12 protein-coding genes and 1 tRNA gene are annotated in these 12032 nt (G+C 56.6%); 9 read left to right on the top strand and 4 right to left on the bottom strand.

Annotated elements, in window-relative coordinates; all coding sequences use genetic code 11:
• Nucleotides 1-36: 36 nt before the first annotated feature.
• Together V8J85_RS11920 and V8J85_RS11915 are read right to left on the bottom strand one after the other, a co-directional pair.
• The gene (locus tag V8J85_RS11920; RefSeq protein ID WP_339953969.1) at nucleotides 37-438 is read right to left on the bottom strand and encodes a MerR family transcriptional regulator; all 402 of its coding nucleotides are present in this window, start codon (nucleotides 436-438) and stop codon (nucleotides 37-39) included.
• Between the two features lie 377 nt (nucleotides 439-815).
• A complete protein-coding gene (locus tag V8J85_RS11915) occupies nucleotides 816-1184 on the bottom strand; it encodes a MerR family transcriptional regulator (protein ID WP_339953968.1) in 369 nt (122 codons plus the stop codon).
• A 134-nt stretch (nucleotides 1185-1318) separates the two neighbouring features.
• On the opposite strand from V8J85_RS11915, the gene V8J85_RS11910 reads away from it, so the two are divergent.
• From V8J85_RS11910 to V8J85_RS11900, 3 genes are read left to right on the top strand one after another with little or no spacing between them, the layout of a single operon-like run.
• Entirely contained in the window at nucleotides 1319-1759 is a 441-nt protein-coding gene (locus V8J85_RS11910; protein WP_339953967.1) for a PaaI family thioesterase, read from the top strand.
• On the top strand, nucleotides 1756-2250 hold the full coding sequence (locus V8J85_RS11905) for a PaaI family thioesterase (RefSeq protein WP_339953966.1): 495 nt from the start codon (nucleotides 1756-1758) through the stop codon (nucleotides 2248-2250). Before V8J85_RS11910 ends, V8J85_RS11905 begins: the two co-directional genes overlap by 4 nt.
• Entirely contained in the window at nucleotides 2243-3574 is a 1332-nt protein-coding gene (locus V8J85_RS11900; protein WP_339953965.1) for an MATE family efflux transporter, read from the top strand. Before V8J85_RS11905 ends, V8J85_RS11900 begins: the two co-directional genes overlap by 8 nt.
• On the opposite strand, the gene V8J85_RS11895 is transcribed toward V8J85_RS11900, so the two are convergent.
• Nucleotides 3551-4600, bottom strand: coding sequence for a quinone-dependent dihydroorotate dehydrogenase (locus V8J85_RS11895; RefSeq protein WP_445285899.1), 1050 nt, complete (start codon nucleotides 4598-4600; stop codon nucleotides 3551-3553). The genes V8J85_RS11900 and V8J85_RS11895 overlap by 24 nt on opposite strands.
• A gap of 2 nt (nucleotides 4601-4602) precedes the next feature.
• Entirely contained in the window at nucleotides 4603-4935 is a 333-nt protein-coding gene (locus V8J85_RS11890) for a DUF952 domain-containing protein (protein WP_339953963.1), read from the bottom strand.
• Nucleotides 4936-5088: 153 nt separating this feature from the next.
• On the opposite strand from V8J85_RS11890, the gene V8J85_RS11885 reads away from it, so the two are divergent.
• The 6 genes from V8J85_RS11885 (at nucleotide 5089) to V8J85_RS11860 (ending at nucleotide 12029) form a co-directional block, all read left to right on the top strand.
• Nucleotides 5089-6651, top strand: coding sequence for a bifunctional metallophosphatase/5'-nucleotidase (locus V8J85_RS11885; protein ID WP_339953962.1), 1563 nt, complete (start codon nucleotides 5089-5091; stop codon nucleotides 6649-6651).
• Between the two features lie 112 nt (nucleotides 6652-6763).
• Complete coding sequence (locus V8J85_RS11880) at nucleotides 6764-7078, top strand: hypothetical protein (RefSeq protein ID WP_339953961.1); 315 nt, start codon at nucleotides 6764-6766, stop codon at nucleotides 7076-7078.
• A gap of 88 nt (nucleotides 7079-7166) precedes the next feature.
• Nucleotides 7167-7240, top strand: a tRNA-Gly gene (locus V8J85_RS11875).
• A gap of 91 nt (nucleotides 7241-7331) precedes the next feature.
• Nucleotides 7332-9125: an ABC transporter transmembrane domain-containing protein gene (locus V8J85_RS11870; RefSeq protein WP_339953960.1), complete on the top strand. Its 1794-nt coding sequence runs from the start codon at nucleotides 7332-7334 to the stop codon at nucleotides 9123-9125.
• A gap of 112 nt (nucleotides 9126-9237) precedes the next feature.
• Nucleotides 9238-11136, top strand: a complete 1899-nt coding sequence (locus V8J85_RS11865; protein WP_339953959.1) for an acyl-CoA synthetase — start codon at nucleotides 9238-9240, stop codon at nucleotides 11134-11136.
• 20 nt (nucleotides 11137-11156) lie between these two features.
• On the top strand, nucleotides 11157-12029 hold the full coding sequence (locus V8J85_RS11860) for an NAD(P)-dependent oxidoreductase (RefSeq protein ID WP_339953958.1): 873 nt from the start codon (nucleotides 11157-11159) through the stop codon (nucleotides 12027-12029).
• The last annotated feature ends 3 nt before the right edge of the window (nucleotides 12030-12032 follow it).

Genomic DNA, 12032 nt, shown 5'->3' with positions numbered 1-12032 from the left:
GTCTCTCCCTCAATCGTAGGTGGTGGTCGCGGCGGTTCAGGCCGCGACAGTTTTTCCGTTGGCCAATTCCTCGATGCGCTGTGCACCCCAGGCCATCTGTTCCTTCAACTCACCAATCGCGACTTCCAGTTCGGCCTTTTGAGCTTCCATATCAGCCAGATGTTTTTCGGCGAGTTCATATGTCTTTGCCAACTGCTCTTCCCGACCGTTATCCATGTGGTAAAGGTCCAGCAACTGGCGGATTTCTTCCAGACTGAAACCAAAACGCTTACCGCGCAGTATCAGTTTCAGCCGGGCGCGATCACGTTTCGTGAAAAGGCGCTTTTGCCCCTCGCGGATGGGGAACAGCAGTTCCTTTGCTTCGTAGAACCGAAGCGTACGAGGTGTAACATCAAAGGCGTCGCACATTTCACGGATAGTCATTGTATTCATCGTCATCAATCCACTCCTACAGTGCGTGTTTCGAATGCCATGCAGTTGCGGAGTCATTGTGCATCTTACAAGCAAAGCTGACGTTAACGTAAACGGAACGTCGCGTCATTTGAGGGGTGACGAAAGGTCAGCAAAAATTCGCGAAATTTCGAGCAATTAAAAAACGGGGAGAAATTTCAATATACTCCCCGTAAACGTTTAAAATAACGTTTCTCTGTCTTTGAATTCACTCTGGCTTGTTGCGCCTTTCGGTCTTTGAGCGCGGCTTCAGCCAGTACGCGGTGGCGTTTCAGTCAGCTTATCGCGGCTTTCCGTTACGACAAGCAGCGACGTTCAGTGGAAAATCCGTTGGGACCAAATGCTTTTGAGTGGGCTGAGCGCGATCAGCCAAGCGTCTCGGCCGTTTCGTCGCGCAACGCTCGAAGTTCTTCCATGGTTTCTTCCAACTGCGTCTTTTGCTCGGCCAATTCGGCCATTTGGGTATCCGCCAGCTTGATCCATTCGCGCATCTGCGCTTCTGTGCCTTCTTTTTCGTAGATCATCAACCATTGCCGGATGTCTTCCAGCGAAAAGCCGAACCGACGCCCGCGCAGGATCAAGGTCATCCTGGCCAGTTCCTTAGGGCCGTAGAAACGTGACCGGCCTTCTTTTTCAGGAGAGAGAAGTTCAATGTATTCGTAGTAGCGCAATGTGCGCGGGGTAACGTCGAATTCCGCGCACATCTCTTTGAATGACAGGCGTTTTTCTGACATAAGGATCCTCCGCCGTTTTACCGTAGCGTCAAGTCTGACGGTGGGCAACAGGTCGATCACAGACATATTAGCTTGCAGTTCGGGACCGACATGACAAGCATGTGTGCAAGATCCGAGTGCACGAGGGAAGCCATATGTCCGAAGCTCAAAAGACTCGTCGCGAGCTTTTGGCGCGCAAATTCATCGAGGCGATCCCACATGCAAGGGCGCTGGGCATGGAACTGACCGAGGTCGGGGATGGGCTCGCTGTTATCGGAATGTCATATGACGAGCGGTTGATAGGTGATCCGGAAACAGGGGTCATTCACGGGGGGGCGGTTTCGGCATTGATGGATACATGCGGCGGCGCTGCCGTCATGTCGCATCCTGCTGCGCCAATCGCCACAGCCACGCTGGATTTACGGATTGACTATATGCGCCCCGCCAAACCCGGTGACCGGATTACGGCCAAGGCTGAGTGTTATCATGTCACCCGATCCGTTGCTTTTGTCCGCGCGACCGCGCTGGATAGTGATGAAGACCGGCCTGTTGCTACCGCAACGGGCGCATTCACGATCGAGAGGCCCCCGACATGAACCGCAAGCCAGAACCGGTTCAGGCCGTCAAACAGCGCCGCGATGCCACGCTGGAAAAGCTGATTGCTGGGGTTCCTTATATTCAATTTCTTGGCATCCGATTTGACCGACGGGGCGATGAACTGACCGGCGTGCTGACCTATGACGACAAGTTGATCGGCAACCCCATGTTGCCCGCGCTGCATGGCGGTGTCACTGCTGCATTTCTCGAGGTGACCGCGATCATAGAGCTTAGCTGGTCGATGATCTGGGAAGATATGGAAAAGCAGCAGGTCGTCGGTGATTTGCCACGCCGCGCCTTGCCCAAGACGATCGACTTTACCGTGGATTACCTCCGCTCAGGTCTGCCGCGCGACGCTTACGCGCGGGCGCGGATCAATCGGTCGGGTCGCCGTTATGCATCTGTCCATGTCGAGGCGTGGCAGGACAATCGCAGTCGTCTTTTCGCGCAGGCTACGGGGCATTTCCTGATGCCTGCCCGCGATGGCTGAGACGCTGACCCACCGGCGGGTGCTGGCGATCGCACTGCCTATCGTGCTGTCCAATGCCACTGTCCCGATCCTTGGCGTTGTGGACACCGGCGTGGTTGGTCAGCTGGGCGAAGCGGCACCTATCGGTGCAGTCGGCATTGGTGCCGTCATTCTGTCGGCCATTTACTGGCTTTTCGGTTTTCTGCGGATGGGTACGACGGGATTGGCCGCGCAGGCAAGTGGTGCGGGCAATCGGGATGAAGTCAGTGCGCTTTTTGTTCGGGCTTTGCTGATCGGTGTGTCGGCTGGAGCCGTGATCATCTTTGCACAGGTCTTGATCTTTCGCGGTGCTTTCTGGGTATCACCGGCCAGCCCGGAGGTTGAAAACCTTGCCCGCGACTACATGACTATCCGAGTCTGGTCAGCCCCCGCGACAATCGCACTATACGGCATCACCGGTTGGCTCATCGCCTTGGAGCGGACGCGGTCCGTGCTGGTGGTTCAGGCTGGAATGAACGGGGCCAATATCCTGCTAAGCTATTATCTTGGGCTGACATTGGGGTGGGGTGTCGAAGGTGTGGCCTGGGCCACTTTTTTGGCGGAGTGGGGTGGATTGGTCTTGGGCCTTTGGCTGTGCCGCGATGCATTCAAGGGCGATGCGTGGCGCCGCGCCACACTGATCTTTGATTTTGTGCGCCTGCGGCATATGGCAATGGTCAATACCGACATCCTGATCCGGTCGGTACTTTTGCAGGCGATGTTCGTCAGCTTTTTGCTGTACAGTGCTGATTTCGGGGACGTGCCATTGGCTGCGAACCAGATCCTGATACAATTTCTGAACGTGACAGCCTTTGCGTTGGATGGTTTTGCGTTTTCGGCCGAGGCCTTGGTCGGGCGTGCGCTTGGTGCGCGAGATCGGGCAGCGTTGCGTCGGGCTGCGGTGTTGAGTAGCGTTTGGGGTCTGATCTCGTGTGCGCTGCTGGCGATGTCTTTCGCACTATTCGGGACAATGATCATCGCGATCTTGGCTAAATCAGTAGCTGTTCAAAGCGTGGCGGCAATCTACCTGCCTTATATGGTCGCTGCCCCATTGATCGGTTGTGCGGCCTGGATGCTTGACGGTATTTTCATCGGTGCGACCCGTACTGGTGACATGCGCAACATGATGATTATTTCGACTATCATCTACTTCGCGTCCGTCGTTCCGCTTATGGCGCAATTCGGGAATCACGGGCTGTGGTTGGGTCTATTGATCAGCTTTGTCGCGCGTGGTGTGACGCTGGCGCTGCGCTATCCAATGTTGGAGGCAGAAGCGGATCAATCAAAGCCAGTCACCGCGACCTGAACCGACTGCATCTGCGACGTTCTTAAAGCCGTCGCGCGCGAGCAATGTATCAAGACCTTGGGCGATCGTGGTGGCGAGCGACATTCCCTGAAACACCAGCGCTGTGTAAAGCTGGACTGCCGATGCACCGGCGCGAATTTTCTCGTAGGCTTGTTCGGCGCTGCCGACGCCGCCGACGCCGATAATCGGTTTATCAGTGAGCTGCGCCAACTGGGCCAAAACGCGCGTCGATTTCTCGAAAAGCGGTTGGCCCGACAGCCCGCCGGTCTCGTCCCGATGCGGCCCGCATAACATGTCGCGGTCCAATGTCGTATTTGTCGCGATGATCCCGTCGAGCGCGGGGAGGTCAGCGGCGACTGCCGCGATATCCAAAAGCTCTTGTGTCGACAAGTCAGGTGCGATTTTGACGAATATCGGGACGCTCAGGCGACATTCCTCTCGCTTGTCGACAACGGATTTGAGCAATGATTTCAGCGCATCTTTACCCTGCAGATCACGCAGCTTTTCAGTATTGGGGGAGGAAACATTCACCGTTGCAAAGTCGACATAAGTACCGCAATGGGCCAGCACCTTTGCGAAATCCGCCGCACGGTCCGTGCTGTCTTTGTTGGCTCCGAGGTTCAGCCCGATAACGCGGCCTTGAGGACGCTGGGACAGTCGCTGCGCAATCGCTTCCATCCCATTATTGTTGAAACCAAAGCGATTGATCACCGCCTGATCTTTCGTCAACCGAAACAAGCGCGGCTTTGGATTGCCCGGCTGCGCACGCGGCGTGGCCGCGCCGATCTCCAGAAAACCGAAAGCCGTCTTGCCAAGTGCGGTCAGTGCGGTCGCGTTCTTGTCAAAGCCTGCGGCGAGTCCGATCGGGTTGGGCAACTTCATCCCCGCGACTTCGGTTTGCAGTCTCGCGCTGCTCCATGCGCCGCCGCGCGGGCCAAGCCCGGCGTTCAATGCAGTCAGTGCCAGACCATGCGCGCGCTCTGGGTCGAGGACGCGCAGCGCGCGTAGACCGATCTGCTCCAACATGTTCAAGTTAGGTCCGGAAACTGGTGTGCCCCGCCTATCAGCGGCAGCGGAGCGTGCCACACGATATCCGACAGGCGTAGCTCACGATAAAGGTGCGGAAACAATACGCCGTTGCGTGATGGTTCCCATTTCAGCATGTCCAGCCCATCGGCCTGGACCGCCAGCAACAGCAGGTCTTCTTCATGCTTGAAATGAAGCGCAGCCGTTTCCTTTACCGTCTCGGCTGTCGAAAAGTGGACATAGCCATCCGCTACATCAATGGGCGCGCCGTTGGTTTGACCTGCGGCCCGAAGCTCTGCCCATTCATCGGTGCGAAAAATCTTGTAGATCAACATAGGTGCGTCATCGCGCGCGGATGCATCGAGGTCAAGGCATAGGCATCTCGCGAAACTGACGTAGGGTCCGCTTATCGCACTTGCAGCAAGCCGTTTGACTCTACCCAAGAGCACGGACAATCTGACGCCATAACAACAGGGGGAAATACGGAAATGCTTTCACGTATTCTGACAACAACATGCGCCTTGGCGCTTACAGCGGGGGCCGCGCAGGCGGAATACACGCTGCATATTATTCATATCAATGACCTGCACAGCAGAATCGAGCCGATCAACCGTTTCGATTCGACCTGCAATGCAGAGGACAATGCCGCTGGCGAGTGCTTTGGCGGCTATGCGCGTGTGATTACCAAGATCAATGAATTGCGCGCGGAATTGGCGGGCGAAAACGTCATCGTGCTGGATGCAGGCGATCAGTATCAGGGTAGCCTGATGTACACGACCTATAAGGGTGATGTCGAAGCCGAGTTCGCTGAGATCGTCGGATTTGACGCGATGGCGGTTGGCAACCACGAATTCGATGATGGCGACGAAGGGCTGCGCAAGCTGACCGATAACGTGTCGTTCCCGGTGATTTCGGGCAATATCGACGTATCGCAGTCAAATGTGCTGGCGGGTCAGGTTGAAAACCATACGGTGCTCGAAGTCGGTGGCGAAAAGATCGGGATCGTTTCTGCATTGGCCGTCGATACGGTCGAAACCTCCAGCCCGTCCGGTACGGTTGTGTTCACGGATGAGGCGGAAAGCCTTACCGCTGACGTCGCGACCCTCGAGGGAGAAGGCGTCAACAAGATCATCGCCTTGACCCATGTCGGTGTGAACCGAGATATGGCGATTGCGGAAAGTGTCGAGGGTCTTGACGCCGTTGTCGGTGGGCATTCGCATACACTGTTCTCGAACACCGAGGAAGGCGCGATGGCCTATCCAACCATGGTTGGTGATGTGCCTGTCGTTCAGGCTTATGCTTACTCGAAATATGTCGGTCACCTTGTTCTTGAGTTCGACGATGAAGGCAATGTGACCTCGGCCACGGGGGACACCATCCTGCTGGATGCCAGCGTGGCCGAAGACGAAGCCGCAGTCGCACGTATCGCCGAGTTGGCAGGTCCGATTGATGAAATGAAGAACCGCGTCGTGGCTGAGGCCGCTGAAGCGATCGAAGGCGACCGTTCTGTCTGTCGTGCGATGGAATGCCCCATGGGTAACCTTGTTGCCGATGCGATGCTGGACCGCGTAAAGGATCAAGGAATTCAGATCGCGATCCAGAATGGAGGCGGTCTGCGCGCTTCGATTGATTCCGGCGAAATCACCATGGGTGAAGTGCTGACGGTATTGCCATTCCAGAATACGCTTTCGACCTTTGAGGTCACCGGCGAGGCCATTGTCGCTGCGCTCGAAAACGGCGTGGGCCAGATCGAGGATGGCGCAGGGCGCTTTCCGCAAGTCGCTGGGATGAGCTTTACCGTTGATGCAGCGGCCGAGCCTGGTTCGCGTGTCTCGGATGTGATGGTCGGCGGTGAGCCTATTGATGTTGCCGCAACCTATGGCGTCGTGTCCAACAACTATGTGCGCAACGGTGGCGACGGCTATGCCATGTTCGAAGATGCGGCGAATGCCTACGACTTCGGGCCCGACCTTGCTGACGTAACGGCCGAGTATGTTGCGGCCAACGCGCCTTATCAGCCTTATACCGATGGGCGTATTACGATGAAGTAATGCATGGTAAAAATGTGATCAGGGCGCACGCAGGCAACTGCGGGCGCCTTTTTTGTTTGCCTGCATCGGTCTCAATCGCGCAGACTGGGTTGATAAAGAGGGAGGGCAAAAAGTGCCAAAATATCTGTTTGTCTATCATGGCGGTGGTGTACCCGAGACGCCTGAAGAGGGTGAAAAAGCGATGGCCGCGTGGGGTGCATGGTATGAAGGGATGGGTGCCGCGACGGTTGATCCCGGTGCCCCGGTTGGCCAGTCCCATACGGTGTCAAAAGACGGTCATATGGACAATGGTGGGTCAAATCCCGCTTCTGGCTATACGATCATCACCGCCGCCAATTATGAAGAAGCCTGCGCCCACGCGGCGAAGAACCCGATGGTCGTTGACGGTTCCGGGTCCGTTGAAGTTGCCGAGATGATGGAGATGTAGAAGGGCGCGGGTGGGGCGGAGTGCCTTGTCTTGGGTCCGACATAGCCTTGACCTTGCCTGCAACCTTCAATAGCTACCTCATCGTTGCGCGGGCGTTGTGTAATGGTAAGACCTCAGCCTTCCAAGCTGATGATACGGGTTCGATTCCCGTCGCCCGCTCCATAAATTATTGTATATTACCTGTGCACTTGGTCGCCTTGTCTTGGCGCGCGGGCCGTTTTATGTCCGACATTGCTGACAGGACGAGTGGCCAATGACCGATACATCCAACGCAACCGAAGAAGAGCGCGCACCGTCAAAGAAAATTGGCGCACTCAAGGCGCTATGGCCATTCCTGCAACCCTATTGGACGATGATGGCTGCTGCGCTATGTGCGTTGGTGTTGACGGCTCTTGTCTCATTGGCCTTACCACTCGCAGTGCGGCGCGTTATCGACAATTTCGACGCGGAAAGCGGAGAGATCCTGCAAAGTTACTTCCTCGCCGCCATTGGCATTGCCGCGCTGCTCGCGGTCGGTACTGCGATGCGCTATTATCTTGTGACACGCTTGGGTGAACGTGTTGTGGCCGACATCCGTAAGGCCGTCTTCGATAAGATGATCGGGATGAGCCCCGCTTTTTTCGAACGGATCATGACGGGTGAGGTGCTGAGCCGGATTACGACGGACACGACGCTGATCCTGTCGGTCATCGGCAGTTCGGTCTCAGTCGCTTTGCGCAATGTCCTGATCATGATCGGTGGTATCGCGCTGATGCTTTACACCTCTATCAAGATGTCGTTGCTGGTCCTGTGGCCGATCCCGGTCATTATACTGCCAATCATTTTGCTTGGCCGACGTGTGCGGAAACTTTCAAAGGAGAATCAGGATCTTATTGCGCAGTCGAGTGGTGACGCATCAGAACAGCTTTTGTCTGCGCAAACCGTGCAGGCCTTTTCCCACGAAATTCGCAGTCGCCTGAAATTCGGTGACGTGACCGAGCGGAGTTTCGAGGCCGCTCGAAAGCGCATACGGACTCGGGCTATTCTGACGGCAATCGTGATCTTCATCGCTTTTTCGGCCATTGTCGCGTTTCTTTGGATGGGGGCCAATGATGTCCGGTCGGGCGCGATCACCGAAGGTGAGTTGGTTCAGTTCTTGATCTACACGATCATGGTGGCCGGTTCGTTGGCGGCCCTGACTGAAATCTGGGGCGAGTTGCAGCGCGCTGCAGGCGCGACCGAGCGGTTGATCGAATTGCTGACCGCAGAGGACAGCGTGGCTGATCCCAAAGACGGCCTCTTGCCACCTGATCGCTTTACCGGTGCGATCAGCTTTGCCGATGTTGCGTTCAGCTACCCGTCGCGGCCCAATATCTCGGCCCTCGACAATGTCAGTCTGGATATCAAACCGGGTGAGACTGTGGCTCTTGTTGGTCCATCCGGCGCGGGGAAAACCACCGTGATCCAGCTTGTGCTGCGCTTCTATGATCCGCAAAGCGGTGCGATCCGGCTGGATGGTACGGATATCCGCGACTTCAATCGCAGTGCGTTTCGCGAGCAGATCGCACTCGTCCCTCAAGACCCGGTGATCTTTGCGGATACGGCTCGGGAAAACATCCGTTTCGGCAGGCCCGCTGCCACTGATGCAGAGGTCGAAGCGGCTGCCAAAGCCGCTGCGGCTCACGACTTCCTGACTGCCTTGCCTGATGGCTATGACAGCTATGTCGGTGAGCGTGGGGTGATGCTGTCTGGCGGTCAGAAACAGCGCATCGCCATCGCCCGCGCCATTCTGCGGGACGCACCCATCCTATTGCTGGACGAAGCGACGAGCGCATTGGATGCCGAAAGCGAAAACGCGGTGCAACAAGCGGTCGAGGCATTGGCAGAGGATCGCACGACGCTGATCGTCGCGCACAGGCTGGCCACGGTCAAAAAGGCCGATCGTATCGTCGTCTTTGATTCCGGACGCATTGTCGCCCAAGGCACCCATGATAGCCTGGTTGCACAGGGCGGCCTTTATGCGCGCCTTGCGCGGTTGCAATTCACGGCGGGTGTCGCTGCAGAATAAAACCGATTATCGTAGCGTTATACTTGCGCATTCTACACAGTTTGCTCAGGCTGCACGGCGGGAGAGCCGCCTAAGTCGGCAGGTGGCGGTTACAATAAGGGAGGTGACCTGCATGGTCTACGCAACGTTCGCGGATCGCAATGCTATCGAAAATGAAATGCCATGGGATGCGCGCAATCTGCCGCTGACGACCTATGCATTGCTGAGCGAGACAGCGCAGAAACATGGGTCACGTAACGCTGTATCCTATCGGTTGCTTTCCGATCCCAACAGCAAGTGCGAAACGCTGAGCTGGGACGCCCTGCGCGACAAGACCGGGCAGGCGGCTAACATGTTCCGGTCTCTTGGCGTCGGTGAAAACGACGTCGTTGCGTATCTTTTGCCAAACGCCACTGAAACCGTGCTGACCTATATCGGTGGTCAGGTCGCCGGCATCGTTAACCCGATCAACCCGTTGCTGGAGGCAGAGCAAATCTCGGCCATTCTGCGTGAAACGAATGCGAAGGTGCTTGTTACCCTCAAATCTTTTCCCAAGACTGACGTGGCCCAGAAGGCGGCAGAAGCGGTGCGCTTTGCCCCGAATGTAAAGACGGTTCTTGAGGTTGACTTGCACCGTTACCTCACCGGTCTGAAACGACTGATCGTTCCTTTGATCCGCCCCAAAAACCCTATCAATCATGATGCGCGGGTTCTCGACTTCAATACTGAGCTCAACAAGCAGCCCACGGAACTGGCCTTTGCCGACAGCACGGCTGATCGTGTTTGCGCCTATTTCCACACTGGTGGGACGACGGGCATGCCCAAGGTCGTCCAGCACCGCTATTCCGGCATCGTCTACAATGCATGGCTGGGCAGCCGACTATTGTTCACGGAAAAAGATGTTCAGATGTGCCCGCTGCCCCTGTTCCATGTCTTTGCAACGGTGGTGAGCCTTGGCGCTTCGCTTGGGTCGGGCGCCGAAATCGTCTTCCCCACACCGCAGGGCTATCGCGGTGACGGTGTTTTCGACAATTTCTGGAAGCTGATCGAAAAGCACAAAGTCACCTTCATGATTACGGTGCCCACGGCCATGTCCGCATTGATGCAGCGCAAGGTAGACGCCGACATCTCGACCTTGCGGCTGGCATTTTGCGGCTCAGCCCCCTTGCCGCTTGAGTTGTACAAACGGTTCGAGGCTGCGGCGGGCGTCACCATCTGCGAAGGTTATGGCCTGACCGAGGCAACTTGTCTGGTCTCGATCAACCCGCCGGATGGGGAAAAGCGTGTCGGATCAATCGGTATGCCGTTCCCTTACACAGATATCCGCATCATGTCGACGGCGGATGGGAAAGAGGTTGGCGTGGACGAGATCGGCGAAATCTGCGTGTCCAATCCCGGCGTTTATGGCGGCAAAACCTATACCGAGGCGGACAAGAACGTTGATCTTTTCTATCCGGGTACGATTTCGGATGCGCAATACTTGCGCACGGGTGATCTTGGTCGCAAGGACCCTGATGGCTATCTGTGGATCACGGGCCGCGCAAAAGACCTGATCATTCGCGGTGGTCACAACATCGACCCTGCCGAGATCGAAGAGGCGTTGGCTGGGCACGAAGCTGTAGCGTTTGCCGGTGCGATCGGGCAGCCTGACGCGCATGCGGGCGAGGTGCCGTGCGCCTATGTCGAACTGGTCGATGGCGCCACGATAGACCCCGAAGAACTGCGTGCCTATGCCAAGGAACACATCCACGAAAGGGCTGCCCACCCTAAACATCTGGAGATCCTGGATGAACTGCCCAAAACCGCAGTCGGCAAGATCTTCAAACCGGATTTGCGCAAGCGTGCCATTACCCGCATCTTCAATGGTGCCCTCGCCGATATCGGTGCCGAGGTGAGCGAAGTCACCGAAGACAAAAAACGCGGTCTTGTCGCGCATATCAAAAGTACCGGTGCCTCGGATGAGGACATCACCAAGGCGCTTGGGTCCTTCACAATTCCATGGGAGCCTGTCAAAGCTGAGGAGAAAGCATAGACAGGTAAGGGTAAATCACCATGGCAAAGCTGGCATTTCTCGGTCTGGGGGTTATGGGTTATCCCATGGCCGGGCATCTACAAAAAGCTGGTCATGACGTAACCGTCTACAACCGTACTGCTGAAAAAGCAGAGCGGTGGGTCTCTGAATTCGGCGGCACGATGGCGGATACACCTACCAAGGCCGTGGCCGGAGCAGACATTGTTATGGCCTGCGTCGGCAATGACGATGATCTGCGACAGGTCTGTCTTGGTGACGACGGTGCCTTTGCCGGAATGGTCGGTGATACGATCTTTGTCGACCATACCACTGTATCGGCTGCGGTGACGCATGAACTCTTTGCCGTTGCCCAAAGTAACGGGGTCGCATTTGTCGATGCGCCTGTTTCGGGCGGCCAGGCGGGCGCCGAAAATGGCGCGCTGTCCATTATGTGCGGTGGCCCGCAGGCAAGCTACGACGCTGCTGAAAAGGTATTGTCGGCTTATTCTCGCGTCTGTCGCCGCATCGGGGATAGCGGGGCGGGGCAGATCACCAAGATGTGCAACCAGATCGCGATCGCTGGTTTGGTGCAGGGTCTGTCAGAGGCACTGCATTTCGCCCAAAAGGCCGGCCTGGACGGACGTGATGTGGTTGAGGTGATCAGCCAGGGGGCGGCGGGCAGTTGGCAGATGTCCAATCGGTACAAGACGATGCTGGACGATCATTTCGATCATGGCTTTGCTGTTGACTGGATGCGGAAGGATCTCGGCATTTGCCTCGCAACGGCCAATGAAAACGGGGCGAGCCTGCCTGTCACGGCGTTGGTCGATCAGTTTTACAAAGATGTGCAAAAGATGGGCGGCGGTCGCTGGGATACGTCTTCCCTGCTCAAACGTCTTCAAGCGTTGGGATAAAGA

It is taken from the genome of Yoonia sp. 2307UL14-13 (assembly GCF_037572755.1).
Classification (GTDB): domain Bacteria; phylum Pseudomonadota; class Alphaproteobacteria; order Rhodobacterales; family Rhodobacteraceae; genus Yoonia.
Note: the sequence above shows the minus strand (reverse complement) of the source record. Positions and strands in the feature narration are given on the sequence as shown.